Consider the following 25383-nt stretch of genomic DNA (forward strand, 5'->3'; position numbering starts at 1 on the left):
AGCAATCCACCCCATGCCGCGACCTCCCGGTGGCCCGTGGCCGATCCACCATCGGCTCGGCCACGGGCCAGGTCGCGGCGAGAGACGAAGACGGGAGAGCGATGAACGCCACCCACCTTGCCGAGGCGAGGGAGCAGTCCACACCACGGTCGGACACCGGTTCCGCGACGGGCCAGAGCATGGCAAGGCTGCTGCGCCCCTATATCTGGAGTTTCGCCGCCGTTGTGATTCTGCAGGTGATCGGCGCTGTCGCGGGTCTGGCGCCGCTGCTGGCGGTCGTCGAACTGGGTCGTACGCTGTTGTCGCCCGGCCCCATCGATCACGGTCATGTCTGGATCGTCGTGATCGCGGGTGCGGTCGGCTTGTTCGTTCGGCTGCTGTTCACGGCAACATCGTCCGGAATCGGGCATCTTGTCGACGGCCAGGTGCAACTGACGTTCCGCCGGCAACTGGCCGCGCGGCTGGGACGCGTCCCGATCGGCTGGTTCTCCCGGCGCGGAACCGGCGAGCTGGCCAAGGTGGTGGGGGAGGACGTGGGCGCCGTGCACCCGTTCATCGCCCACACCCCCGGCGAGCTCGTCTCGGCCTTCGTGGTGCCGCTGGTGTCGCTGATCTACCTGTTCACCATCGACTGGCGGCTCACGCTGATCACGCTGATACCGGTGGTGCTGGCCGTGGCGCTGATCCCCCTGATGATGACCCCGACCCGGCTGCGCGAGCAGAAGGAGTTCGACGGGGCCATGGGACGGATCGCGAGCTCCGTCGTCGAGTTCGTGCAGGGGATCGCGGTGGTCAAGGCGTTCGGCGGATCCGGTCGCGCCCACCGCAGATTCCTGACGGCCGTGGACGATTTCGTCGGCATCTTCTCCCGGCTGGTGCATGGTATCTCCGGGATCGGCGCCGGGATGCAGGTGGCGTTGTCGCCGCCGTTCGTGCTGCTGGTCGTGCTGGTCGGCGGAACGGCTCTGATCACCTCCGGTGGTCTGGCCCCGGCCGACCTGCTGCCCTTCCTGCTGCTCGGACTGGGCCTGACCGCTCCGGTGGCGGCCCTCGGCCACGGGTTCGACGAGCTGCAGGCCGCAGGGCGCGCGGTCGGCAGGATCCGCGACGTGCTCGGGGTGGAGCTGCTGGCGGAGCCCGCGCACCCGGTCGCACCACAGGGGCACAGGGTGGAACTGCGTGACGTTCGATTCGGTTACGAAGCCGATCACGAGGTGCTGCGCGGAATCGACCTGGTGCTCGAACCGGGGACGGTCACCGCGATCGTGGGCCCGTCGGGAAGCGGGAAGTCCACGCTGGTTCAGCTGTTGCCGCGCTTCTTCGACCCGACCCACGGTTCGGTCGTCCTGGGCGGTGCCGATCTACGCCAGATCGGCAGCCAGGAGCTCTACCGGATGGTCTCCTTCGTCTTCCAGGACGTCCGCCTGCTGCGCGCGTCGGTCGCGGACAACATCGCGCTGGCGGTACCGCATGCCGACCTTGACGACGTGATCCGCGCCGCCCGGCTGGCGAACATTCATGATCGCATTCTCGAGCTGCCGCGCGGATACGAAACGGTGATCGGTGAGGAGGCCGGGCTGTCGGGTGGCGAGGCGCAGCGGATCTCGCTCGCTCGCGCACTGCTCGCCGACACGCCCGTGCTGGTGCTGGACGAGGCGACCTCCTTCGCCGACCCGCAGACCGAACAGGCCGTACGCCGGGCGCTGGCGACGCTGGGCGGCGATCGGACGATCCTGGTCATCGCCCATCGCCTGGAGACGGTCGCCGACGCCGACACCGTCGTGGTGCTGGAGAACGGGTCGATCGTCGAGCGAGGCAGGCCCGCGGAGCTGCTGGCACAGAACGGAAGGTTCACCGCGTTCTGGCAATCTCACCGATCGGCGATCGCTGACGAGACCGAAACCCACCCTGGCGTCCTGCAAGGAGACGAGCCCCGATGATTCGAATGCTGTTGCGCGTGCTCGGACACGAGTACGCCCAGCCGATCCGTCGCACCGTGGCCCTGATGACGACGACCGCGATAGCCGAGGGTCTGTCCTACGCACTGCTTGTTCCCGTGCTGCGGGCACTGTTCGGGAGCACGCCCGGGGACGCCTGGCCCTCGCTGATCGCGTTCGGGGCCGTGGTCGCGGTCTACGCGGCGCTGCGCTACTACAGCGATCTGTCCGGCTTTCGCGTCGGGATCGCGCTGCTGCGTGGGATGTATCAGCGGCTCGGCGGCCACCTGGCCCGGCTGCCCATCGGCTGGTACAGCGCCCGCCGCGTCGGGGAGGTCTCGGTCCTGGCCAGTGAGGGCGTCCTGCAGGCGATGAGCGTGATCGCGCACCTGCTGGCACCGTTCATCTCCGCCTGCGTGACCCCTCTGACGATCGTCGCCGTGATGCTCGCCTTCAACTGGCAGATGGGGGTGGCCGCGTTGGTCGCCGCTCCGGTCGTGGCCGCGATCCAGATCTGGACGGGACGCTCGATGGCCGCCGCCGACGTGGAGCGCGCCGAACGCGGCCAGGAGGCCACCGGGCGAGTCATCGAATATCTCCAGGCCCAGCCGGTGCTGCGAGCCGGCGGCCGGACCGTCGAACGCTTCCGGTTGCTCGACGACTCGCTGCGGGAGGTCCAGCGCGCCTCCCGCCGTTCCATCCTGTCGGCGCTGTCCGGCGCTGTGGGCCTGACGCTCGTGGTGCAGACGATGTTCACCGTGCTGCTGGTCCTGGGCGCCTACCTCGCGCTCGGCGGGAGCATCGGCGCGGCAGAGGTGCTGGCGATCCTGGTGCTCGCCGCCCGCTGCGCCGATCCGCTGCTGTCGCTGTCGGACATCGGTGGCAAGGTGCGCAACGCGCGTGCCGAGCTGGCGAGACTCGACACGGTGTTGCGTACCGAGCCGCTGCCGGAAGCCGCCGAGCCGATCCAGCCGGTGGGCCATGGCCTGGAGTTCGAGTCCGTCACCTTCAAGCACGGCGACCGCACGGTGTTCGACGACGTGTCGCTGTCCGTGCCCGAGGGACAGCGGCTGGCCGTCGTCGGGCCGTCGGGCGCGGGCAAGAGCACCCTGCTCCAGCTGCTCGCGCGGTTCTACGACGTGGACGCGGGCGCGGTGCGCGTGGGAGGCGTGGACGTTCGCGCGATCAACACCGAGGTGTTGATGGAGCAGATCGCCATCGTCTTCCAGGAGGTCTATCTCTTCGACGGCACGATCGAGGAGAACGTGCGCCTCGGCCGTCCCGACGCCGACGAAGCCGACGTGCGGGCGGCGGCGACCGCGGCGCGGTTGGACGAGGTGATCGAGCGGTTGCCGGGCGGATGGGCGACGAACGTCGGCGAGGGCGGCGCGCTGCTGTCGGGTGGTGAGCGCCAGCGGGTCTCGATCGCGCGGGCGCTGTTGAAGAACGCGCCCATCGTGCTGCTGGACGAGGTGACCTCCGCACTCGACCCGGTCAACGAGGCGGCCGTCCACGAGGGCATCGAGCGCCTGATGGCGGGCCGGACGGTGGTGATGGTGGCGCATCGGCTGCGGACCGTCCAGCGCGCCGACCACATCGTCTTCCTGGACGGTGGCCGGATCGTGGAGGAAGGCAGCCACGAGGAGTTGCTGCGCCGCAGTGGCCGCTACGCCGAGTTCTGGAACATGTCCCTGACCCCGGCGGCGAGTGAATGAGCCGGCATGTCACTCGGTCCATGGTGATGTGATGATCGATCATCAGGTCACGGTCGTACGGCCGGCGCGTGGTGTGAACCGCACGAACGGAATGCGCCGCCCGACCTCACGGTAGTCCTCCGCGCCGCCGTCGACCGCGAACCCCATGATCTTGCACAGCCGGCGGGCGGCGGCCGGGTGGCGCGGCGCGTACCGGGTCATGACGGTCGCGCCTTCGTCGGCAGAAAGGGGGATGGCGGTCACCTGGTGGATCCGGCCGCCGATCTGGACGGTGACGTTAGGGGTCTTCATGACGTTCCGGTACCAGTCGGCGCGCGGCCCGAAGCCGGAGGCCGCCACATAGCCGTGTTCGCCGTGTTCGATGACCTCGATGACGGCCTGACGGGGCTGGCCGGAGACTCGGCCGATGTGGGTGAGCAGCATGATCCGGCGGCCCAGCAACGGGCCCAGCCCCATCCGGTACAGCCGGATGGGCAGTCGCCACAGCATGCGGCGCAGGCCGGTCGGCGGGCCTGGCGTGTTGACGATCCGCATCGTTCAGTCCTTTCTGACGTCGGGGGATGTCTTGGCGTCCTGCGACGTCAGGATGGTGCCGGCGCCGAACCGGCGGCGTAGGACGGGCGCGAACGTGTTGCGCGCTCTGACCAGCCAGGGGCGAGAGATTTCATGCCCGCTCCTCCTCCAGCAGGTCCTCGACCGCGGCCAGCGCCTCCCCGACAGGCAGGTCGCGGTCGAGCATGTGGTGCAGCATCAACCCGTCGATCAGCGCGGCGATCAGGGTGGCCACTCCGGTCAGGCGTGCGGGCGGCCAGTCTGGATGCAGTTGGCCGACACGGTCGGCGATCTGTCCGCGGGCCTCGCGCAGCTGATCCTTCAGAACCTCGCCGAGGGCCGGGTCGCGCGTCGCCCCCACGATCAGCTCCACGGCCAGGCGGGTCGTCTGCCCGTCACCGGTCGCCGCAGGCAGCAGACGCCGTGCCGACGCCAGCGCCGCCCGCTCGTCCACCGCGGCGAGGAGCTCGGTGACCAGGGGATTGATGACCAGGTCCCCTGCGCGTCCGGCGATCGCCGCATGCAGACCGGGCAGTCCGCCGAAGTGATAGTGGATCAGCCCAGGGTTGGTGTCCGCGCGCTCAGCCACACCACGCGTGGTGACGGCCGGCCATCCCCCCTCGCACAGCAGCGCGACAGCGGCATCCACCAGTTGCTCGCGACGCCGATCCCCCCGCACCGAACTTGGTCGATCGCCTAACTTGGCCATGTGGCCAAGTTAGCACCTCGCCCCGTGCCATGAGCGCATCGACCGCCGCCTGCCCGTCCGGCCGCTGACGAAGCTGAGGGTCGACGACCATCGGAACGGAAAGTCCCGCCAAGGAACCACGCCGGGTGACCTGGCCCGGCTCCTCGGCCGCCCGACCGAGCCGTTGGCCGCCACCATGAAGACCTGGCTCTGACGTCCTGTCCGGCCTTTCTGGCGAAGAGGGCCGCCATGGCGCCGCCGTCACGCCGAAGGCGAGGTCTCCCCGCTGACCTGGCCGCCGAGTACAGCGTTGGACGCTCCACTGTTCGGCCGCATCTCGGCCCGCGGGATGCCGGCCACCTCCGCCGCGTGCGTGAGCGATCATCGCCCCTGTCGGTGGCGCGACCGCGAGCCCGGTGATCCCCCGTGCGAGGGGCTCTCCTCCCTCCTGCGGGGGAGGAGGGCCGGCGGTGACACCGGCAGGGTGGCAGGGTGACTGAGGAGTGCGCACAGATGCCATCGCCTGATCCGCCGTCGTCCAAGGGGCAAGAGGCCCAGCGAACGTTCAACAAGATCACTGACTACTACGACCTGATGAATCGGCTCATGACATTGGGGCGACATGCCGTCTGGTGTCGTGACGTCGCGGCGAGGACGAGAGTGCCGTCAGGTGGACGCATGCTCGATGTCGCCACCGGAACCGGCGTCATCGCTCTTGCGGCGCTGGAGAAGTATCCGAACTCGACCATCCATGCCGTCGATTTCTCGGATCGGATGCTGACGGAGGCAGCGAGCAAACCGGGAGCCTCCGCCATCAGGTGGCAGCACGCGGATGCGAACGATCTGCCCTTCGGCGACGAGTTCTTCGACGCCGTCACGCATGGTTATCTCCTCCGCAACGTCGATGATGTCGAGCGCGTGCTCGCAGAGCAGTACCGGGTACTCAAACGCGGGGGCCGGGTCGTGATTCTGGAGACCTGCCCGCCACAAGGACTGCTCCGTTACCCGGTGACCCTGGGGGTTCGCGTTCTGATTCCCCTTCTCGGCCAGGTCGTCGCCCGCGATCGTGAGTCATACGCATATCTGCAGAAGTCCACACTCGGATTCATGACCCCAGAAGAGGTCGTCGCGATCCTTCGTCGAGTCGGCTTCGCCTCCATAGCGTGGAAGAAGAAGTTCTTCGGCACTCACATGATCATCTCGGCCGAGAAGCAATAGTCTTCCCAGTTCTGGATCACGGTCATTGTCATCGACACTTCGCGACAGTCGAGGAAGGCTCGTGTGGCGGATGACCGTGCGCTGGGTGGGGGAGGAGCCTGCTTCGCGCGGGTGGCCGGATGATCCCTCGGCGCCGCCCGGTCGTGCCCCCAGGGGGTTCATGCCGGCCCGCAAGGGGGATTCGTGCCAGCCGTACGGCCGGCCGCGGTCAGGCGTCGGTGACCTCGTCCAACACGTCCGGCCTGTTGGTGATGATGCCGTCCACCTGGTAGGAGATCAGGCGGCGCATGATGTCGGCGTCGTCGACGGTCCAGGTGAAGACCTTCATGCCGTGATCGTGGACGCGCCGGACATAGTCGGCGGTGAGCTCGTGGTGGGGCGGGTTGATCTGCGCGGCGAACCCCGCCAGCCCGGCGAGTTGCCCTGTCGACGGCGTGCCGAGCAGTCCTGTCTGGACCTGCGGCATGAGGCGGTGGAACCTGCGCATCGAGCCCCAGTCGAACGACTGCACCACCAGCCTGCTCGGCCAGGAGACGTTACGGCGCAGCTCGTCGGCCACGCGAGACTCGATGCCGGGGTAGAGGCGCGGCGCCTTGATCTCCAGCAGGAGGCCGAGCCCGCTCTCGTTCATCGCCTGCAGCGCCTCGCCCAGGGTGGGCACGGCCTCGCCCCGGTATTCGGGGGAGGACCACGCCCCCGCGTCGAGCCTGCGAATCTCGGCGAGCGTGAAGTCACCGACCCGCCAGGGCGCGCGGTGCGGGAAGAGCTTCTCGACGTCGGTGGTGCGGGCCAGGGTGGTGTCGTGCATCAGGACCAGATGGTGGTCCCTCGTCTGCTGGACGTCGAGCTCGACCATGTCGGCATCCTGCTCGTCGGCCAGTTCGAAGGCGGCGATGGTGTTCTCCGGCGCGTAGCCGGAGGCGCCGCGGTGGGCGACGTTGACGACCGTGACCGAAGAGGCGGCGGCGGGGGCGATGAGGGGGGCGGGGGCGGTGAGGGTGGCGAGGAAGGTCGAGATGACGAGGCCGAGTCGTCGAAACATGGGTCTCCTCGGGTCTGTGGAGGGGGCCTGGCGTTTCGAACGTGCCTGGTGTTCATGACTGGCGATCGATGGCAGAGTAACCCGGCGATGTCAGGCAGATGAGCAAGCAACGCGGGAGACAACGGACACATGGAGCGGGCGGGGCGGGCTCGCTCGATCGGTGCGCCACGCATGGGGGAGACCGAGGTCGACGGGGTGGTTCGTCGCGTGAGGTCTCGAGGCCGCCACGCCGGCCCGCGCGCTGGGTGATCTGCGGGAACCCCTTCGCAGCCTGCGAGCACAGCGGCGCATGTGGCCCGGACAACGGTCAGAACGACCTGCTAGTCGTCGCGGTCCTGCTGCCCTTCTCGATGCGCCGCCACCGGAGGCTCGGCCGTTGACGGGAGAGCCGCGGCGATGCAGTCGAGGACGCGCTCCAGCCCGTATCGGAACTGGTCGTCGCGGCTGAGGTGCGGCTGGCGCGCCTCCATCACGATCTTGCGGAAGATCGGGTACTCCCCGCTCTCCAGCAGCTGGTGGATGCGCGGGCCGCTGCGCGCCATCCACTCCGACTCGCTGAGCCCGCTGCGGCGGAGCTCCTCGGCCCGGCTGACCTCCTCGCGGGCGGCGCCCTCGACGTAGCCGTTCAGGATGGCCATCAGGCTGAGGTTCTCGTCGATGGAGACGAAGGCGTCAAGCACTCCCATCAGCCGTTCGATCAAGAGCAACTGGTTGGGGCCGAAGCTGGTGCGTGACCGGTGCACGGTGGCGATCCATGGGTGCCGCAGCCACATCGCCCGGACGCCTTCGGCGTAGCGGGTCAGGTCCGCGCGCCAGTCGCCTGAGGGAATGCCCTCGAGGTCGATCTCGGCCATCAGCCGGTCGGCCACGAGATCGACCAGGTCGTCGCGGCTGGGGACGTACCGGTAGAGGGACATCGCGCCGGCGCCGATCTCGGCGGCGATCCGACGCATGGTGGCGGCCTCCAGCCCCTCGGCGTCGGCGATCCGGACCGCCGCCTCGGTGATCTGCGCGCGGCTGTAGGCGGGCTTCGGCCCGCGGGCCGGGCGCTCGGGCCGCATCCAGATGTTCATGTATTCGGCGTCGGTCACCGTCCCACCTCCTTGTTGCGTACATGGTACCCAGTGACTTAGTCTGGCCGCCATAACCGCGTACAACGTACCCAGTGGAGGGGTCATGCCTGATCCGATCGTGGTCGCCGAAGGGCTGCACAAGTCCTTCGGCAACACCCATGCCCTGCGGGGTTTGGACCTGAGCGTCCCGAGAGGAACGGTCTGCGGCGTGCTGGGGCCGAACGGCGCGGGCAAGACGACCGCGGTGCGGATCCTGGCGACGTTGTCCGATCCCGACGCCGGACACGCCCGCATCGCCGGATACGACGTCGTCCGCGACGCAGGCAAGGTACGAGCCAGGATCGGGCTCGCGGGCCAGTACGCCGCCGTGGACGAGAAACTCACCGGCCGCGGCAACCTGCGCATGTTCGGACGCCTGTCCCACCTGTCCCGACGCGAGGCGCACCGGCGGGCCGACGAGCTGCTCGAACGCTTCGGTCTGATGGACGCCGCCGATCGCCAGGTCGCCGGCTACTCCGGCGGCATGCGGCGCCGGCTCGACCTGATCACCAGCCTCATCCTGCGCCCCGAGGTGCTCTTCCTGGACGAGCCGACCACCGGCCTGGACCCGCGCAGCCGCGGCGAGATCTGGGACAGCGTCCGCGAACTCGTGGCAGAGGGCACCACGGTGCTGCTCACCACGCAGTACCTGGACGAGGCCGACCAACTGGCCGACGACATCGCCGTCATCGACCACGGCCAGGTGATCGCCACGGGCACGCCCGACGAGCTGAAGGCCACCATCGGAGATCGCCTCGACGTCGAACTCGAAGACCCCGCCGCGCTGTCGACGGCGGCGACCGTACTGAACGCCCTGGCCGGGACCGAGCCCACGATGACGGGCGCCGACCAGCTGAGCGTCGCCCTGTCCGGCGGCGGCTTCCGGCTCGCCGACATCGTGCGCGAGCTCGACCGCGCCGGGGTCGCCGCGGCCGACGTGAGGCTGCGCCGTCCCACCCTCGACGAGGTGTTCCTGCGCCTCACCGACCGCAAGGAGACCGTCCGATGACCGCCCTCACCCCGCGCCTGCGCTGGACGTTCAGCGACGGGCTGACCCTCGTCGGCCGCGAGCTGGGACGGCTGCGCCAGGAACCCGGCGAACTCGTCGCCGCGCTGGTCTTCCCGGCCGTCATGGTGGTGCTGTTCGGCTACGTCTTCGGCAGCGCCATCCAGGTGCCGGGCGGCGGCGACTACCGCGAGTACCTCATGCCCGGCCTGTTCTCCATGGTGACCTTCTCCGCGGTGATGGCAGTCATGACGCGGGTGGCCACCGACGCCTCCCGCGGCGTGATGGACCGGTTCCGCTCCATGCCGATGGCGCGGTTGGCGGTGCCGTTCGGGCAGACCGGCGCGGACTCCCTGATCGGCCTGCTGATGCTGGCCATCATGGTGGGCGCGGGCCTGCTCGTGGGCTGGCAGCCGCACCGCGGCCTGCTCCCCACGGCAGGCGCGTTCCTGCTGCTGATGGTGCTGCGGTACGCGCTGAGCTGGGTGGGCGTGTATGTGGGCCTGGCGGTGAAGAACGACCAGGTCGCCGACGCGATGGTGCCGCTGTTCCTGCCGTTCACGATGCTGTCCAACTCCTTCGTCCCGACCGACGGCATGCCGGGATGGCTGCGCTTCCTGGCCGACTGGAACCCGGTGAGCGCGCTCACCGCCGCCTCCCGGGAGCTGTTCGGCAATCCGGGCGCCCCGTCCGGAGACGTGGCCTGGCCGCTCGCGCATCCGGTGGCCACCGTCCTGCTCTGGTCGGCCGCGCTGCTGGTGGTGTTCGTCCCGCTGTCGGTGCGCGCCTACAACCGTGGGGGACGGTGAAACGGTGACCCCGCTGCCGGGAGGCCCGCCCTCGCCGATCACTGAAGCCGACCGCGAAACGGCCGTGCAGCGCCTGCAGGAGGCGTACACCGAAGGGCACATCTCGCACGAGGAGATGGTCGAGCGCCTCCACCAGGCGCTCACCGCCAGGACGCACATCGACCTCGCGTCGGCTCTGGCCTCGCTCCCGGAGCCGAATGCGGGCACCACGTCCACGATCGCCGCCGTCAGCGGACGGATCCACCGGCGCGGCGCATGGCGGGTACCTCGGATCCTCAAGGTCGAGTCCGCACTCGGGCGGGTGCGCCTGGATCTGTCCAGGGCGGTCATCGACCATCCGGTGGTCGACATCGAGTTGCATCTCGGCACTGGCAGGGCCAGGATCACGGTGCCTCGCGACGCGATCGTCGACCTCGAGGATCTGCGCACGGGGTGGAAGGATCCGCTCTACAAAACTCGTCGAGGCTCCCGCCCTCGCGGGCCGACGATCCGGATCTCCGGGGTCATGGGGTTGGGACGGTTGACGATCCGCCACGCGCGGCGTTGAGGCCCCATCCGGTGCCCGACATCGGCTCGACCTGGTGGGCGTCCCGCAGCTCGATCACGGTCTGCGGCTCGCTGGCCACCTCAGGGCCGATGCCTGAGGTCTGCGCCACGACAGCGAACGCCTGTCTTCGTGAACTTCTCCTCGCGGTCGCTACTCCAAAAGGTGCGTGTACAGCTCGCACACCCAGAAGGAAGGCCGTCATGAAGAAGGTGCTCATCGCGGTGCTGACCGGCGGGGCGCTCCTGGCCACCGGTACGCCCGCGCTCGCTCAGGCCGCTCGCCCCCTGCTGGGGCCCTACGGGTACGGCAAGGTCAAGCTCGGGATGAGCGCGAAGAAGGCCAAAGCGACCGGGAAGGTCGTGCTCAAGCGGGCCGCCGGTCTGGAGGCGTGCTCGGGGTGGGACTTCACGGCGCATCCCACCCGCAAGGCCAGCGTGGGCCTGTACATCTCCAAGAAGGTCGGCGTCGCCGTGATCTCCGCGCCCAAGGGCGTCAAGACCCCTGAGGGCATCGGCATCGGATCCACGATGAAGCAGGTCAAGAAGGCCTACCCACGGCTGAGGTACGTGATGGGTACCGGCCGCCCCTACGTCTCCGTCCCGGGCAACCCCAAGGCCTACTACGAGTTCTTCCCGGAGAAGGGCATCGTCACCGGGCTGGCTCTGGGGCTCGGTACCCAGGACTGCGTCAGCTGAGTCTCTGGGTCAGCGCGGCCTGCGCCTTGGGCCGTGTGGGGAAGCTGGTGGTGATCGGGGCGTGACTCACACGGCCGCTGCGACGGCGGCGGCGACGAAGAGCACCTGCAGGGCCGTACGGGTGGGCAGGGTGGTCACCGGTTTGCCGGCCAGGGTGAGACCGCGGCGGGCCGCCGAGACGTTGGCAGGGAACATGGCGATCATGAGGAGTGCCAGCCCGATCGCCGCGTACGGCGCGACCGGTGAGAGCAGCAGCCCGGCGGCGCCGGCCAGCTCCAGGACACCGGTGAGGGTGACCAGCAGGGCCGGGTGCGGGAATGCCGGCGGGATCATCGCGACGAAGTCGCGGCGCCATGAGGGCAGGAAGTGCGGCACGCCGGTGAAGACGAACATCAGGGCGAGAGCGCCGCGCAGTGCGGGTTGCCAGGCGTCCAGTGCGTCGATACCGGCCAGCCCGATCAGCCGCAGGACGACGAAGCCGCCGGTGAGGGCGATGAACGGAACCATCCCGTCCTCCAATCTTGTCATCGGCAAGATTGGAGGAGACTCGCTATCTTGTCAATGTCAAGATAGGGTGAGGTCGACACGCGGACGCACTGGAGCTCGGAGGTGAGGCAGATCAACCAACCGGCCTATCACCACGGCAACCTGAGGCGCGTCATCATCGATGCCGCCCTTCAGGCCATCATCGAATCCGGCCCCGCGGGGTGGAGTCTGCGCGAGCTGGCCCGGCGGGCGGGCGTCTCGCACGCCGCCCCCGCCTATCACTTCGGCGACAAGCAAGGCTTGCTGACAGCCGTGGCCGCAGAGGGTTTCGCGATGTTCGCCGACACCCTCGAGCGAGCTGCCGCTGACGTGTGGGAGGTCGGCGTCGCCTACGTCCGCTTCGCCATCGACCATCGCCCCTATTCCGAGGTGATGTTCCGGCCGGAGCTGTACCGCGCCGACGATCCCAGCATCACATCCGCGCGTGAGCGCGCCGCCAACGTGCTCGTCACCAGCGCCGGCACGCTGTCGCCGAGCCCGGAGCACGACCGGTTGACCACGATCGCCGCCTGGTCACTGGCTCACGGCTTCGCCGGTCTGTGGCTGAGCGGAGCCCTGCCTGAGAGCGCTGACGGGGACCCTGAGGCCCTCGCCCGCTCGATGATCAGGCTCGTCTTCGGCGCCATGCGCTGAGAGTCAGGCCAGCCCCGCGGTCCGACTCGGCGGACCCGCATTCTGCGCGCGCGTTCGGGCGGCGGTCTCGATGTCCACCGAGGCGAACGTGGCACCAGGCTCACCGCGTCGGCGCGGCGCCGCGGTGCTCCTGCGGACTGATGCCGTACACCCGCTTGAACGCCGAGCTGAGGGCGAACCCGCTGCCGTAGCCGACCTGCCGGACGACGGCGTTCAGCGTGGCGTCGGCCGGAACAGCTCGCTGGCCGACGGCGTCGAGCGTGCCCTGAACCGCAAGCCCCGCGACTTCGCGGACTGGGTGGCCGAGATCGCCCCCACCGGCGTAGGGGACGCCGCCTAGATGAGCCCGCGCTGCGGGCGCTCCACCACCCGACGTTTGCGATCCTTAGGCCTCAAGGCTTAACCTAATGTCATTAGGTTCAGATGCGGTGGTTCTAGGAGAGGGTGGTATGCGCATGGCGCGGGCCGGGTTGACGGCGGACCGGGTGACGCTCGCCGGTGCCGAGTTGGCGGACGAGGTCGGGCTCGACCACGTGACCATGTCGGCGGTGGCGCGGCGGCTCGGGGTGAAGGACGCGAGCCTGTATGCGCACGTGCGCAACCTGGAGGACCTGCGCGGGCGGATCGCGCTGCTGGCGGCGGACGAGAAGACCATCCGCATCGCCGAGGACACCGCCGGGCGGGCAGGCAAGGACGCGCTGGTGGCGTTCGCGAACGCTTATCGGGCGTATGCCCACGACCACCCTGGCCGGTACACGGCGACGCAGATCCCGATACAGATCGATCCCGAACTCGCGGCCCGCGCACCCGGGCCGCGACGTGCGGTCGAGCTGACCTACGGCATGCTGCGCGCCTATGCGCTGGACGAGCCCGACCTGACCGACGCGGTACGGCTGGTGCGCAGCACGCTGCACGGCTTCGTCAGCCTCGAGGCCGCGGGCGGGTTCGCGCACGCGCGCCCAGCGGAGGACTCCTGGGCCCGCTGCCTCGACGCCCTGCACACCCTTTTGGAGCGCTGGCCCGCACGCCATGAAGGAGACCCGACATGACCGACCCGGCCATCGGCCGCCTGCGCGTGGACGGCGCCACCCTGCACTACGAGGTGCGCGGAAGGGGACCACTCCTGCTGCTGATCCCCGGCGGCACGGGCGGCGCCGCCTCCTTCGACGGTGTCGCCGACGACCTGGCCGCCGATCACACGGTCGCCTCCTACGACCCACGCGGCCTGTCCCGCAGCCCGCTGGACGACCCGGAGGCTCGACAGCGGGTGGCCCAGCATGCCGACGACGCGCTCCAGCTGCTGGAGCTGCTGTCTCCAGACGCTCCCGCCCGCGTGGTCGGTTGCAGTTCGGGGGCGATCGTCGCGCTGCACCTGCTCACCACCCACCCCGAGCGGATCGAACGCCTCGTGGCGCACGAGCCGCCGGTGGTGGAGGTGCTGCCAGACGCCGCCGAGCATCGCGCGCTGCTCGCCCGCGTCCAGGACACCTTCCGCAGGGACGGGCTGATGCCCGCGGCGGCCGAGTTCGCGGCCGGACTCAGGCGGCCCGGCGCCGATCCGGCCGACGCCCAGGCGGTCACGGAGCTGCCGCCGCAGGCGACGGCACGAGCTGAGCGGACGATGGCGGACATGCCCTACTTCCTCGGGCGTATCGTTCCGAGCTTCATGGCCTATGTCCCGGACGTGGCTCGACTGGAAGCTCTGTCGGACCGGCTCGTGCTCGCGGGCGGAGCGGACTCGCGCGGTGAACTGCCCTACCGTCCCGCCGCCTTCCTGGCCGAGCGGTTCGGCACGGAGCTCATCCACTTCCCCGGCGGGCACACGGGTCTCAGCACGCACCCCGCCGCGTTCGGTGAGCTGCTCCACAAGGTGCTGAGCACCTAGTCGTTCCTACGTCGGCGCTTTCAAGCCCCTCGAGACGACATCATCCTGTCGAGCAGGACGGGCACAGTCGTGATCGCGGCCAGCCCCGCGCCGAGCCATGGGATGACGGTGATCCCTGCTCCGGCATCGAGCGCGGCGGCGGCCAGCACGGGCACGAGGCTGATGCCGAGTTGGAAGGCGGAGACGGTGGTGGCTCCGGCGAGCGTGGGCGCCTGGACCGCGATGGCGAACACGCGCCCGTAGATGGCCGGGTTCAGCACGAATCCGGCGACGCCGAGCAGCAGGACCAGGGGGACGACGGCCAGCGCGTGCCGGGCGAGTACGGCGAGCAGAACGGAGCAGACCACGATCCCGACCGCCCCCGCCAGGAGCGCGCGGGTGGGCAACCTGTCGGCGATCCTGCCCCCGATCGACAGGCCGATCAGGGCGCCGACGCCGAACAGGGTCAGGATCGCCGGAACCCATACCCCGGGTATGCGGGTGACGTCGGTCAGGAACGCCGCCAGGTAGTTGAACGAGATCATGTAGGCCGCGGTGCTCAACAGGGTGACGGCGTAGACCACCCACAGCTGGGGCCGCCTCATCGTGCGAAGCTCGCTCCTCACGCTCGCCTCGCCGCGCGCGCTCGTGGCGGGCAGCGCCACGAGCGTCACGACAGCGCCGGCGAGAGTGAGGACGACCACGGCCCAGAAGCCGCCGCGCCACCCGGTGAAGTAACTGAGCAACGCGCCGGCCGGGCCGCCGACGATCATCGCGAGGCTGAGCCCGCTGACGACCACGCCGGAGGCGCGCGCGGTACGGTCGGCCGGGACCAGGCTGATCGCGGTGACGGCCGCGACCGCCCAGAACCCCGCGTAGGCGAGACCGCACAGAAAACGCGTGGTCAGGAGCACCGCGTAGTTGTCGGTGAGGATGCCGATCGCCACGCAGGCGGCGAAGAGCACCTGCGTGACCACCAGCGTCGTCCGCCGTGGCCAGCGGAGGGTCATGATGGCCAGGGGCGGCCCGCCGACGACGACGCCGGCGGCGAACGCCGAGATCAGCGCTCCGGCGGAGGACAGCGTGATCCGCAGGTCCTCGGCGACGGCCGGCAGAACCCCGGCGAGCAGGAACTCCGCGCTGCCCATCGAGAACAGGCTGAAGGACAGCAGGTAGACCCCCAGAGGCAGCCTGCCGCGGGCGGCCGGCGCCTGCTGGATCGCGGCCTCGGCGCTCATCGGCCCGCACCCCCGTCACGCAGGAGCGAGGTGAGACGCCGGTCGAGCACGTGCCGGGGCGCCGCACCCGTCGACGAGCCGGAGGGACGGCCTCCGGCGTACACGACGAAGGCGGGGAGGGTCTGTTCGGTGTGCGTGGGCATGAGTGAGTCTCCTTCGTGGGGTGAGGGTGAGGTGGCGAGTCGGGGCCCGCGTGAATGTGGCGGCGGGGGAGTGGCCGCCGCGCTGCCTCGGCCGGCTACCTGCTCGCGGCGGCCGAGGCGCGGTACTGCTCGACGGCGTGGCGGACGTCCTCGTCCACCAGGTCGGCGTTGATGGCGAAAGCGGCGGCCGATCCCATCCCCGCGGCGGTGACGACCTGCGCGCGCGGGTCGATGACGTTCCCTGCCGCCCAGACCCCGGCAACGCTGGTACGGCCCGTCCGGTCGGTGGTGATCCAGCCGGTGTCGTCCTTGACGCAGCCGAGGCGGGTCAGCAGCTCGTCGTGCGCCACCGTGCGCGGGAAGAGGAAGGCGGCGGTGCGGGGGAGCACGCGACCGTCGGCGAGCTCGATGCCGCGCAGCCGGCCTCCTTCGACGACGAGGTGGTCGATCTTTCCCTCGACGATGCGCAGACCGCGCCCCTCCAGGCGCTCCCGGTCCTCCGCCGTCAGGTCGAGGGTGTGCGGGAGGAAGAGCACGTCGTCGCTCCACTGGCGCAGGAGCAGGGCCTGATGCACCGCCCCCGGATGCGTGCCGAGTACGGCGAGCGGCTGGTCGCCGACCTCGTAGCCGTGGCAGTAGGGGCAGTGCAGCACGTCCTTGCCCCACCGCTCGCGCACCCCGGGAATGTCAGGCAGCTCGTCGCGCAGGCCGGTGGCGACCAGGACACGGCGGGCCTCCAGCACGGGGCCTCCCTCCAGCCGGACGGAGAAGCCGTGGTCGATGTCCTCCACGCGGCCCCTGACGAGGCGCACGCCGTACCGGGTGATCTCGGCTCGCCCGAGCTCCAGCAGCGTGGCCGGAGGCAGGCCGTCGCGGGACAGGAAGCCGTGCATGTGCGCGGCCGGGGCGTTGCGCGGCTGCCCGGCGTCGATCACGACCACCTTGCGCCGCGCGCGCCCCAGGAGCAGGGCGGCGTTCAGGCCGGCCGCTCCCGCGCCGACCACCACCACGTCGTGTCTCTCGTCGGCCGCAGGCCGCGCGTCGGCGTCATACCTGTTCATCGCCTTGTTCATGACGATCACCTCCGGCCCCGATGGTGCGTCCCGCTCGGAGCCGATGACAACTTCTGTTGCCATTTCTGGAACAGCGGAGGTGGAATGGGACCCATGGAACAGCAGCCCTCGATAAGCGCCACGCTGGCTCAGGTCGGCGCCCGCCTCAGGCGCATACGCACGCAGCGTGGTGTGTCCCTGTCCGCACTGGCCGAGGCCACCGGCATCAGCAAGAGCACGCTCTCGCGGCTGGAGTCGAACCAGCGCCGCCCCAGCCTGGAACTTCTGCTGCCGATCGCGCAGGCGCACCAGGTGCCACTGGACGAGCTGGTCGGCGCGCCGGAGGTCGGCGACCCGCGCGTTCGCTGCAAGCCCCTCGTCCGCAACGGGCGGACCGTACTGCCCCTGACCACCCAGCCGGGGCCCCTGCAGGCGTGGAAGTCGATCATCCCTGCCGAGCAGAACCAGCCGCGGCCGGTCACGCACGAAGGCTACGAATGGATGTACGTCCTGTCCGGACGCGTGCGGCTCATCGTGGCCGACCACGACGTGATCATGGGACCTGGCGAGGCCGCCGAGTTCGACACCCGCCTGCCGCACTGGTTCGGGCCGGCGGGTGACACGCCCGTGGAGGTCCTCAACCTGTTCGGCCGCCAGGGCGAACGCATGCACGTGCGCGCCAAACCCCGCGCCCGCCAGGACACAGCCTCCTAGCGCGGCGCGGCTCGGCTTGCGCCATAGTCAGATCATCGGTATATATCGACCGCATGAAGAACAGATCGATGCAGGAACCGACGTTCTTGATCCTGACGGCCCTTGCGGCAGGGCCCCAGCACGGCTACGGCATCATCACCGATGTCCTGGAGATCTCCGGTGAGCGGGTGCGGCTGCGCGCCGGCACCTTGTACGCCGCGCTCGACCGGCTCCAGGGCGAGAGGCTGATCGAGACCGACCACGAGGAGGTCGTGGACGGCAGGGCCCGGCGCTACTACCGGCTCACCACCGAGGGCGCGGCCCGACTGTCCGCGGAGGCCGAACGCCTGCGCAGGAACGCCGACACCGCCGCCGCGCGGCTGCGTCGCGGCCCGGCCGCTCGCCCGTCCCTCGGCGGCGCCTCGTGACCGCGCTGGAACGGCGCTACCGCCGGTTGCTCACCTGGTACCCCAAGGACCACCGGGCGCGGCACGAGGAGGAGATGCTGGCCGTGCTGCTGGCGGCCTCGACTCCGGGCCAGAGCAGCCCGGCCTGGCGCGACGCGTTCGACCTGGCGCGCGGCGGCCTGGCGATCCGGGCGCGCCGGGCCGCGTCGCCAGGGTCGCGGCGGCACTGGCGGGCCGCCGCCGGCCTGGCAGCCGTCCTCGCCCCTCTCGTGTTGTTCGGCGCCGGCCTGTTCCGCGCCGCCGCCAACGCCGACCGGTCCGCCTTCGACCTGGCCCTCCCGGCGCTCGCATACGCCCTGCCGTACGGGCTGGTGGTGCTGCTGGCCTGGCTGGGGCGGCGCCGGGCGGCGATCGCCTGCGCGTGGGCCATGGTGGCGCTGCACGCGGGGGAACGGCTCACCCTGCTGTTGTCCCTGCCCGAAGAGGTCGTCGTGATCGCCGAAGTGACGGTCGTGGTGGGCGAGGTCCTCATCGTCGCCGGGTGGCCGCTCATCGCCGCCGGCATGCTGCTGTCCGTCCTGCCGGCGTGCGTCTGCGCGGCGATGCTGACCCTCGCGCCGTCGCACGGTCCCGAACCTGTGGGGTCCCGGCGATTGGCGGCCTGGGCGGGCGGGGTGCTGGGCGCGTGCGTCGTGGGCGCCCTGCTGCCCAAGGTCCTCGGGACCGTTCTCGTACTGGCCGCCTTCGGTACGGTGGCCGTGCTGGCGCTGCGCTCCTCTGCCGGCCGCCGGACGGCCGCCATCCTGACGCCGTTCCTCGTCGTCGTTGTCATGCCGTCGTGGTTCACCGGCCTGGCCAGCCTGCCGGCGGTCACCGTCGCGACGGCGGCGCTGCTCGGTGTCACGGCGTGGCTGGCCCGCACGGCGGAACCCGCCTGACGCCCTCCGGCGCCGTCCGTCTCCTGGGGCAGCAAGAGCCTGCCGCAAGGTACCGAGGCGCTCGCGATCAGGCGGATTTTTCGAGCGCCGCGGCGTACGCGGAGTCCATGCGGGCGCGTACGGTGGGTCCTTCCGGCGGTGGTCGGCGCCGCGCCTGTGATCCGAGGTGGGTCTCGCGTAGTTCGTCCATGTACGCCTCCCATAGTGGGGCTCCACCGCTGACGAGCACCCGCGCGCGGGCGGCGAACTCGTCGGCCACCTCAAGATGTTCGATTCCCCATGCGCTGAGCTGGGCGAAGACCGGGACCAGCTGGATGGCCTGCTCGGTCAGGGAGTAGATGCTCTTCTGCTTGTGGGTGGGGTCGTCGCTCTTGGTGAGCAGGCCGTGTTCGACGAGCGTGGCGAGCCGGTCGGCGAGGATGTTGCTGGAGATCCGCTCCGGGCCGGCGAGCAGCTCACGGAAGTGGCGGGCGCCGACGAAGATCACGTCACGCAGGACGAGCAGCGTCCAGCGGTCGCCGAAGATCTCCAGTGACAGGTTGACCGGACACCTCGACCGGACGTCCCTCCGCATGGATCCACCTCCGACTCCATTGTCGAACTGGTTGTGTTCTTGTACCAGCTTTCCCTAGGCTGGAAGTGGTTGCAAAACAATAGTGGTTGTGTTTTGCCAGCGAAGCAACTGAGGGGGCAGGCCAGGCGGGAACAGCACGAGGAACCAGGCTGTCGCCTCGGCGGACGGGAGAACGGGCATGACCACGGTGAGAGGAGACAGCCATGGAGAAGGACACGACGAACCACAGCGGGCCCTCCGGCTGCTGCGCGGGGTCAGCCTCGCCGCCGTCGGCCACTGTCGGCGCCACGGCCGGCGCCACCGACGCACCGGGCCTGCCCGCGGCCGTCGACCGGGCCACCTTCCAGGCCGAGCTGGACAGGCTGCGGGCTCGGGAGAAGGCGCACACCAGGGAAGGTGACGCGATCGCCGCGGCCCGGCGTCGCCTGCCCATGGTCGAGGTGGACGCCGGCATCGCGCTGATCGGCCCCAACGGGCCGACCACCCTGCTCGACGCGTTCGAAGGGCGCAGGCAGCTCATCGCCTACTACTTCATGTGGTACCCCGGGAACCCCGCGGCCGAGCAGTGCGAAGGCTGTACGTGGTGCGCCACCCAGGTCGCGGAGCTGTCCTACCTTCATTCCCGCGACATCACCTACGCGGTCTTCTGCCAGGGGCCCTACGACGAAAGCGCCCGCTACCGCGACTTCATGGGCTGGGACGTGCCGTGGTACTCGGCACAAGACTCCCTCGACACGCTCCTCGTCGGACGCCACATCGGCCTGATGCACCTCGTGTGCTACGTACGGGACGGCGATCGCGTCTTCGAGACCTACTGGACGACCCGCCGCGGCGTAGAGGTGATGGACTACAGCTACGCGCTCATGGACCTCACCGTGTACGGACGCCAGGAGCCGCAGGAGGACTCGCCTCCCGGCTGGCCACAACCGTGGGGGGCCGGCTCCGGCCACGTCACGCGGATCAACGGACGCCCCATCGCCCAGTGGTCGCGCCTCGAGGCCGGCCGCTCCGACGACCTCACGGCCGGGCCCTGATCGTCGGTGGGGAAGAGTGCCCCTCAATGTCGAGCGCAGGAAACCAGTCCCCGCAAGCTCAGTCGGTGTACCAGGTCTTGTAGTAGTCGCACGACCAGTAGCCCCAGACCTTGAGCTTGAAGCACGTGCGGAACCACCGGGAACCCCAGTTGTTGATCGCGGGCGTCGTCACGCTGGACTTGCCGGAGGCGATCGTGCGGTGGCAGTAGCGCCAGGTCCTCCTGTTGTCGTCCGACCAGTCGAGTGTCACGACGTCGCCGGGCTTGAGATTGCTGCCCCACACCCAGTAGATGCGTTCGTGGCGCTTGGTGTTGCGGTTGTAGTAGACGCGGTTCTTGCTCGTGTACAGCCGCGCGGCGCCAGCTCCCGCCTGCACGCCGCCCCGGTACCAACGGTCCGATTCGCGGGGGACGTACGGGTAGGGGTTGATGTTGGGCCCGCACGAGCCTCCGATGGGTCCGGCGGCGGCCTGGACGCCGACCTGGGTCTCCTCCGGCACGAGGAAGTCCGTCGTCTCGGGGTCGGGCGTGACGGGATCCATGGTCATCGCGCTGTCGGGATCCAGGGGGACGGGGTCCGCGGCGGCGCCCCCGCCGAGCGTGGTGGCCAGGACGAGTGCCAGGATGCCCGCGGTGCGGCATAACCGGTTGACCATGAGCGCATACCTTTCCGTTGGTCCACGAGGGCGACCATGCGGACGGCCGGCCCCACGACGAAAGTAGCCATCAGCCGTTTCTCGGTCGTCAGCCGCTGATGCGACTTTTCGCTTCCACCGATCGCGGTAGCGCGCCTCTGCCATCAACCGGCCGTGGTACTGCGCACACCGGCTTCGTCGTCGGCGGAGAACTGATGGATCATGGAGGCGCTGCCGTACAGGCTGGGCGTCATGACGGAAGGCGACCTCGGGTCGGCGGCGACGACAGGGGAGGTCCGGCGGCTGTTGGACGCCGGCGCGTCCCCGGATGAACCAGACGAGAACGGCAGCACGGCCCCTGTATCGGGCCGCTCTGCAGGGAAACGTGGACCTCGTGCGGACGCTGCCGGCGGCAGGCGCCGATCCCGATCGGGAAAGCGGGGGCGACAGCGAGGGGCTGCCAGTGCTGGCGCCGGCCGCCGAGAACGCCCCACCGCAGGCGCAGATCACCGTGCGCCGCGAGGAGTCCGAAGGAGGCGACGTGCGGATCGTGGCCGAGGTTCGCGACGACACGGGCGACCTCAATATGTCGCGGCAGCTCGGCACCGGCCACGCCGAGATCGTCCGCCTCCTGGAGGCCGGGACAGCCGGCCCAGCTCTCCTTGACCGCACGCTCGGCTGCTTCGCCGACGGCACTCGGAGAGGAGACGCGACATCGGCGCCCTCGCAGCCGCCCCGGGTGAGCGGCCGAGGGCGATCGTGCCAGGGCGGCCGTCCTCCGCATTCCCGCTCCTGACGCTGCCGCCCTCACCCGGGCGGCTCCGCACGTGGAGGTGGGGGTCGCGGCACCTTCGAATGCCGGGCATCCTAGAGGGAGCGCGACTGGCGGCAAGAGGATGGAATCGACCATCGGGGAGCTCGTCGTGGAAGCCGACCGCCTGGGCGACCACTCCACGAGGAGACGTATGTCCAGCACACGCCTGCTGCCCGGCGGTCCGGTCGCCGAGAGCGTACTCAACGACGTGGCCGCCCGCGCCGCCGTACTGACAGAGAAGGGCGTCACCCCGTCTCTGGCCACCATCCTCGTCGGCGACGACGACGCCAGCGCCGGTTACATCCGCATCAAGCAGCGTCAGGCCGCCGAGCTCGGCTTCGACTCCCCGCACACGCACCTGCCCGCCGACGCCACCCAGGCCGACCTGCACGCCGCCATCGCCGCCTACAACGACGACCCGACGGTGCATGGGCTGCTGGTGCAGTACCCCGTGCCAGGGCACCTCGACTACGACGCCGCGCTCCAGGCCATGGACCCGGACAAGGACGTCGACGGGATGCACCCGCTCAACATGGGCCGTCTGGCCCTCGGCATGCCGGGCCCGCTGCCGTGCACGCCGGCGGGCATCGAGGCCCTGCTCGCGTACTACGACATTCCGGTGTCCGGGCGCGAGGTCGTCATCCTCGGCCGCGGCGCCACCCTCGGACGGCCCCTGGCCATGCTGCTCAGTCAGAAGCGCCCGACGGCCAACGCCGCCGTCACCGTGGTCCACACCGGTGTGCCCGACTGGGCCCGCTACACCCGGCGAGCCGACATCCTCATCGCCGCGGCGGGCGTGCCGGGCATCATCCAGCCCGAGCACGTCAAGCCGGGCGCGGTCGTGGTCGGCGGCGGGGTCCGCTACGAGGGCCGCCGCCTGCTGCCGGACGTGGACGAGTCGGTCGAGAGCGTGGCGGGCGCGATCACGCCGCGGGTGGGCGGCGTGGGGCCCACCACGGTCGCGATGCTGTTCCGCAACGCCATCACGGCGGCGGAACGCGCGGTGGCGGCCGCCTGAGCCGCCTGGTGTCCTCCGGCCTGGTGCTGGGGTGGTCGATCATGTCGGGCACCATCGCCGACCTGGAGGCCGCCGCCCCAGACCCGCAATGAGTGATCTTCCGTGTCCCGTCGGCGGACCGCTCTCCTGGCTGTCCCCGAACCCGATGTACGAGGGCCGGGTGGGCGTGGCCGGTGCCGGCACGACGGACCCCCATCAATCCGTGGACGCCCAGGGGCATCGAGATCCGGGGCGAGGCGGCGGCGCTGACCGATCACGAGCCGCCCCTGCCCGGTCCGTCTCGAGACCCCGAGCGGGGCCATGACGGCTTCGCGGGGGAGACGCGCAGGAGCGAGCCCGGCGAGTGTCGCTCACGCCTGAGACGTGGTGGCCTGCCGTCCGCCACCCTCGGCGTGCGAGGTGCGGAACGTGCGGCGGTAGGTGTCGGGCGGCACGCCGACCGTGCGGTTGAAGTGCCGGCGCAGCGTCGTGCCCGTGCCCATGCCGGTGGCTGCCGCGATCGCCTCGACACTGTCGTCGGTGGTCTCCAGCAGTTCCTGGGCGCGGCGGATCCGCTGGGTCAGCAGCCATTGCAGTGGGGTGGTGCCGGCCACCGACCTGAAAAGGCGGCCCAGGTTGCGCGAGCTCATGGCGGCCTGGCGGGCCAGGTCCTCCACGGTCAGCGGATGGTCCAGCCGTTCGATCGCCCACGGGAACAGCTCCGCGAGCGGGTGGTTCTCCTGCGCGGGCACCGGTGAGGTGACGAACTGGGCCTGGCCGCCGGCCCGGTGCGGCGGCACGACCAGCCGGCGAGCGACCGCGTTCGCGACCGCAGAGCCGTGGTCGAGGCGGACGAGGTGCAGACACAGGTCCATGGCGGCGGCCTTGCCTGCCGAGGTGAGCACGCTGCCGTTGTCCACGTAGAGCACGTCAGGATCGACCTCCACCCGGGGATAGCGCGTGGCCAGCACCCCGGTGTGCGCCCAGTGAGTCGTCGCGCGCCGCCCGTCCAGCAGGCCGGCTGCGGCCAGCACGAACGCGCCCGTGCAGAGGGCGGCCACGCGCGCCCCCGCCTGGTGGGCCGCGCGCACCGCGTCGATGAGGTCGCCGGGCGGCTGCGCGTCGACGTCGGCCCGTGCGGGGACGATCACGATGTCGGCGCTCGCCAGCCGGTCGAGCCCGTAGTCGGGCTCCAGCCGGAACCTCCCGGCCTGTACGACGCCTGGCCCGCAGCCGATGAGGCGGTACCAGGGGCCGGCCATGCCGGCCGGTGCGGTGCCGAACACCTCGTAGGCCACCGACAGTTCGAAATGCAGCATCCCGTCCGTGACGGCGACCGCGACAGTCCTCATGTCCGGAATTGTACGACGTATGGCGTTCCAGACACTCGCGAGGAAGGACCGCTGCTGCCATGCTTTGCTCTCAGCAGTGGAACAACTGAGCACAGTGGGGAAATGATGAGTTCAGGTCAGACGGTCGCGGTCTTCGGCGCGTATGGGCACACCGGCCGCTTCGTGGTGGCGGAGCTACGGGATCGCGGGTTCGTCCCGGTCCTCTCCGGCCGCGACGCCGGGAAGCTGGAAGAGCTGGCGGCGTCCTTTCCGGGGCTCGAGGTCCGGCCCGCGTCGGTCGACGATCCGGCGTCGCTCGACCGCGCGCTGGCCGGCACGGCAGCTGTGATCAACAGCGCTGGGCCCTTCGCCGCGACGGCCGCCCCGGTGATCGAGGCGGCGCTACGCGCCGGCATCCCGTACGTGGACGTGGCGGCCGAGATCGAGGCCAACGCCGACACGTTCGCGCACTTCGCCGAGCCCGCCCACGCCGCCGGGGTCGTGATCGTCCCCGCGATGGCCTTCTTCGGCGGTCTCGGCGACCTGCTGGCCACCGTCGCGATGGGCGACTGGACCGCCGCCGACGAGGCGCACGTCGCGTACGCGCTGAGCAGCTGGCACCCCACCACGGGGACGCGCGACGCGGGGACGGTCTCCCGGGAACGGCGGGACGGCCGGCGGGTCCGCTTCACCAACGGGAAGCTGGAGTACCACCAGGACGCTCTGCCGTCCCTGAAGTGGACGTTTCCCGAGCCGGTGGGCGTCCGGCCCGTCTTCGGGGAGTTCAGCATGGCCGACGTCGTCACGATCCCCAGCCACCTGGCGATCCCCGAGGTGCGCTCGTACATGACGGTCGAGGCGGTCGAGGACCTGTCGGCCCCGGACACGCCGGCGCCGACGGCGGCCGACGAGCGCGGACGCTCCGACCAGACGTTCCTCGTCGATGTCGTCGTGCGCTCCGGCGACATGGAACGGCGCGCCACAGCGAGCGGCCAGGACATCTACGCCATCAGCGCGCCGCTCGCGGTGGAGGCGGTCCGCCGCATCCTCACCGGTCAGACCAGGACGACCGGGGTCGCCTCCGCTGGAGAGATCTTCGACGCGGCCGACTTCCTCCGCGCGCTGTCCGCGCACCTGTCGTTCGAACTGCGTCAGTAACCGCTG

The 25383-nt window shown here is 70.3% G+C and carries 28 protein-coding genes, 1 pseudogene and 1 riboswitch; of the genes and pseudogenes, 17 read left to right on the top strand and 12 right to left on the bottom strand.

Annotated elements, in window-relative coordinates:
• Positions 1-101 precede the first annotated feature (101 nt).
• Positions 102-1940 carry an ABC transporter ATP-binding protein gene (locus FHR33_RS02530; RefSeq protein ID WP_183642924.1) on the top strand — a complete coding sequence of 613 codons (1839 nt, stop codon included), beginning with the start codon at positions 102-104 and terminating at the stop codon, positions 1938-1940.
• Entirely contained in the window at positions 1937-3652 is a 1716-nt protein-coding gene (locus tag FHR33_RS02535) for an ABC transporter ATP-binding protein (protein WP_183642927.1), read from the top strand. The genes FHR33_RS02530 and FHR33_RS02535 overlap by 4 nt, the downstream gene beginning before the upstream one ends.
• Before the next feature lie 42 nt (positions 3653-3694).
• Here FHR33_RS02535 and FHR33_RS02540 read toward each other — a convergent pair whose 3' ends face one another.
• Both FHR33_RS02540 and FHR33_RS02545 read right to left on the bottom strand, forming a co-directional pair.
• Positions 3695-4186: a nitroreductase family deazaflavin-dependent oxidoreductase gene (locus tag FHR33_RS02540; protein ID WP_183642930.1), complete on the bottom strand. Its 492-nt coding sequence runs from the start codon at positions 4184-4186 to the stop codon at positions 3695-3697.
• Positions 4187-4316: 130 nt separating this feature from the next.
• The gene (locus FHR33_RS02545) at positions 4317-4913 is read right to left on the bottom strand and encodes a TetR/AcrR family transcriptional regulator (RefSeq protein WP_183642933.1); all 597 of its coding nucleotides are present in this window, start codon (positions 4911-4913) and stop codon (positions 4317-4319) included.
• 492 nt (positions 4914-5405) lie between these two features.
• Here FHR33_RS02545 and FHR33_RS02550 point away from each other — a divergent pair, with 492 nt between their 5' ends.
• On the top strand, positions 5406-6110 hold the full coding sequence (locus tag FHR33_RS02550) for a ubiquinone/menaquinone biosynthesis methyltransferase (protein WP_183642936.1): 705 nt from the start codon (positions 5406-5408) through the stop codon (positions 6108-6110).
• A gap of 208 nt (positions 6111-6318) precedes the next feature.
• Here the strand turns inward: FHR33_RS02550 and FHR33_RS02555 are convergent, their stop codons facing one another.
• Both FHR33_RS02555 and FHR33_RS02560 read right to left on the bottom strand, forming a co-directional pair.
• Positions 6319-7152, bottom strand: a complete 834-nt coding sequence (locus FHR33_RS02555; RefSeq protein WP_183642940.1) for a glycerophosphodiester phosphodiesterase — start codon at positions 7150-7152, stop codon at positions 6319-6321.
• 320 nt (positions 7153-7472) lie between these two features.
• Positions 7473-8243 carry a TetR/AcrR family transcriptional regulator gene (locus tag FHR33_RS02560; protein WP_183642943.1) on the bottom strand — a complete coding sequence of 257 codons (771 nt, stop codon included), beginning with the start codon at positions 8241-8243 and terminating at the stop codon, positions 7473-7475.
• 85 nt (positions 8244-8328) lie between these two features.
• Between FHR33_RS02560 and FHR33_RS02565 the strand changes: the two genes are divergently transcribed.
• From FHR33_RS02565 to FHR33_RS02580, 4 genes are all read left to right on the top strand, one after another.
• Entirely contained in the window at positions 8329-9273 is a 945-nt protein-coding gene (locus FHR33_RS02565; RefSeq protein WP_183642945.1) for an efflux ABC transporter ATPase subunit, DrrA-related, read from the top strand.
• Positions 9270-10079: an ABC transporter permease gene (locus FHR33_RS02570; protein ID WP_183642948.1), complete on the top strand. Its 810-nt coding sequence runs from the start codon at positions 9270-9272 to the stop codon at positions 10077-10079. The genes FHR33_RS02565 and FHR33_RS02570 overlap by 4 nt, the downstream gene beginning before the upstream one ends.
• Positions 10080-10083: 4 nt before the next feature.
• Positions 10084-10626 (top strand): DUF1707 SHOCT-like domain-containing protein, encoded by a 543-nt coding sequence (locus FHR33_RS02575; protein WP_183642951.1) that lies wholly within the window; start codon positions 10084-10086, stop codon positions 10624-10626.
• A gap of 200 nt (positions 10627-10826) precedes the next feature.
• Positions 10827-11321 carry a hypothetical protein gene (locus tag FHR33_RS02580; RefSeq protein WP_183642954.1) on the top strand — a complete coding sequence of 165 codons (495 nt, stop codon included), beginning with the start codon at positions 10827-10829 and terminating at the stop codon, positions 11319-11321.
• A 66-nt stretch (positions 11322-11387) separates the two neighbouring features.
• On the opposite strand, the gene FHR33_RS02585 is transcribed toward FHR33_RS02580, so the two are convergent.
• Complete coding sequence (locus FHR33_RS02585; protein ID WP_246451606.1) at positions 11388-11849, bottom strand: DoxX family protein; 462 nt, start codon at positions 11847-11849, stop codon at positions 11388-11390.
• 81 nt (positions 11850-11930) lie between these two features.
• Here FHR33_RS02585 and FHR33_RS02590 point away from each other — a divergent pair, with 81 nt between their 5' ends.
• Complete coding sequence (locus FHR33_RS02590) at positions 11931-12500, top strand: TetR/AcrR family transcriptional regulator (protein ID WP_312895331.1); 570 nt, start codon at positions 11931-11933, stop codon at positions 12498-12500.
• A 100-nt stretch (positions 12501-12600) separates the two neighbouring features.
• Here FHR33_RS02590 and FHR33_RS02595 read toward each other — a convergent pair.
• Positions 12601-12726 (bottom strand): annotated as a pseudogene (locus FHR33_RS02595) (AraC family transcriptional regulator); the annotation flags it as partial.
• 229 nt (positions 12727-12955) lie between these two features.
• Between FHR33_RS02595 and FHR33_RS02605 the strand changes: the two are divergent.
• Both FHR33_RS02605 and FHR33_RS02610 read left to right on the top strand, forming a co-directional pair.
• Positions 12956-13549 (top strand): TetR/AcrR family transcriptional regulator, encoded by a 594-nt coding sequence (locus tag FHR33_RS02605; protein WP_183659837.1) that lies wholly within the window; start codon positions 12956-12958, stop codon positions 13547-13549.
• Positions 13546-14385, top strand: a complete 840-nt coding sequence (locus FHR33_RS02610; RefSeq protein WP_183642957.1) for an alpha/beta fold hydrolase — start codon at positions 13546-13548, stop codon at positions 14383-14385. Before FHR33_RS02605 ends, FHR33_RS02610 begins: the two co-directional genes overlap by 4 nt.
• A 20-nt stretch (positions 14386-14405) precedes the next feature.
• On the opposite strand, the gene FHR33_RS02615 is transcribed toward FHR33_RS02610, so the two are convergent.
• The 3 genes from FHR33_RS02615 to FHR33_RS02625 form a co-directional block, all read right to left on the bottom strand.
• A complete protein-coding gene (locus FHR33_RS02615; protein ID WP_183642960.1) occupies positions 14406-15602 on the bottom strand; it encodes an MFS transporter in 1197 nt (398 codons plus the stop codon).
• Positions 15599-15745 (bottom strand): hypothetical protein, encoded by a 147-nt coding sequence (locus tag FHR33_RS02620; protein WP_183642963.1) that lies wholly within the window; start codon positions 15743-15745, stop codon positions 15599-15601. The genes FHR33_RS02615 and FHR33_RS02620 overlap by 4 nt, the downstream gene beginning before the upstream one ends.
• 95 nt (positions 15746-15840) lie before the next feature.
• Positions 15841-16818, bottom strand: coding sequence for an NAD(P)/FAD-dependent oxidoreductase (locus FHR33_RS02625; RefSeq protein ID WP_246451608.1), 978 nt, complete (start codon positions 16816-16818; stop codon positions 15841-15843).
• A gap of 93 nt (positions 16819-16911) precedes the next feature.
• On the opposite strand from FHR33_RS02625, the gene FHR33_RS02630 reads away from it, so the two are divergent.
• Genes FHR33_RS02630 through FHR33_RS02640 form a run of 3 tightly spaced genes read left to right on the top strand, consistent with a single transcriptional unit; the run spans position 16912 to position 18835 of the window.
• Positions 16912-17511 (top strand): helix-turn-helix domain-containing protein, encoded by a 600-nt coding sequence (locus FHR33_RS02630; RefSeq protein WP_183642966.1) that lies wholly within the window; start codon positions 16912-16914, stop codon positions 17509-17511.
• Between the two features lie 53 nt (positions 17512-17564).
• On the top strand, positions 17565-17918 hold the full coding sequence (locus tag FHR33_RS02635) for a PadR family transcriptional regulator (protein ID WP_246451610.1): 354 nt from the start codon (positions 17565-17567) through the stop codon (positions 17916-17918).
• On the top strand, positions 17915-18835 hold the full coding sequence (locus FHR33_RS02640) for a hypothetical protein (protein WP_183642969.1): 921 nt from the start codon (positions 17915-17917) through the stop codon (positions 18833-18835). Before FHR33_RS02635 ends, FHR33_RS02640 begins: the two co-directional genes overlap by 4 nt.
• Positions 18836-18902: 67 nt before the next feature.
• Here the strand turns inward: FHR33_RS02640 and FHR33_RS02645 are convergent, their stop codons facing one another.
• On the bottom strand, positions 18903-19409 hold the full coding sequence (locus FHR33_RS02645; protein ID WP_183642972.1) for a winged helix-turn-helix transcriptional regulator: 507 nt from the start codon (positions 19407-19409) through the stop codon (positions 18903-18905).
• A 203-nt stretch (positions 19410-19612) separates the two neighbouring features.
• Between FHR33_RS02645 and FHR33_RS02650 the strand changes: the two genes are divergently transcribed.
• Positions 19613-20443 (top strand): DUF899 family protein, encoded by an 831-nt coding sequence (locus tag FHR33_RS02650; protein WP_183642975.1) that lies wholly within the window; start codon positions 19613-19615, stop codon positions 20441-20443.
• Positions 20444-20501: 58 nt separating this feature from the next.
• On the opposite strand, the gene FHR33_RS02655 is transcribed toward FHR33_RS02650, so the two are convergent.
• Complete coding sequence (locus tag FHR33_RS02655) at positions 20502-21098, bottom strand: hypothetical protein (RefSeq protein ID WP_183642978.1); 597 nt, start codon at positions 21096-21098, stop codon at positions 20502-20504.
• 364 nt (positions 21099-21462) lie between these two features.
• Between FHR33_RS02655 and FHR33_RS02660 the strand changes: the two genes are divergently transcribed.
• Entirely contained in the window at positions 21463-21873 is a 411-nt protein-coding gene (locus FHR33_RS02660) for a hypothetical protein (RefSeq protein WP_183642981.1), read from the top strand.
• A 72-nt stretch (positions 21874-21945) separates the two neighbouring features.
• Positions 21946-22028, top strand: a riboswitch (ZMP/ZTP riboswitch).
• A 14-nt stretch (positions 22029-22042) separates the two neighbouring features.
• Positions 22043-22909 carry a bifunctional 5,10-methylenetetrahydrofolate dehydrogenase/5,10-methenyltetrahydrofolate cyclohydrolase gene (locus tag FHR33_RS02665; RefSeq protein WP_183642984.1) on the top strand — a complete coding sequence of 289 codons (867 nt, stop codon included), beginning with the start codon at positions 22043-22045 and terminating at the stop codon, positions 22907-22909.
• 350 nt (positions 22910-23259) lie between these two features.
• On the opposite strand, the gene FHR33_RS02670 is transcribed toward FHR33_RS02665, so the two are convergent.
• Complete coding sequence (locus FHR33_RS02670) at positions 23260-24240, bottom strand: helix-turn-helix domain-containing protein (protein ID WP_183642987.1); 981 nt, start codon at positions 24238-24240, stop codon at positions 23260-23262.
• Positions 24241-24342: 102 nt separating this feature from the next.
• Between FHR33_RS02670 and FHR33_RS02675 the strand changes: the two genes are divergently transcribed.
• Complete coding sequence (locus FHR33_RS02675; RefSeq protein ID WP_312895332.1) at positions 24343-25377, top strand: saccharopine dehydrogenase family protein; 1035 nt, start codon at positions 24343-24345, stop codon at positions 25375-25377.
• Positions 25378-25383: the final 6 nt, after the last annotated feature.

Source organism: Nonomuraea dietziae (genome assembly GCF_014195505.1).
In the GTDB taxonomy this organism is placed as follows: domain Bacteria; phylum Actinomycetota; class Actinomycetes; order Streptosporangiales; family Streptosporangiaceae; genus Nonomuraea; species Nonomuraea roseola.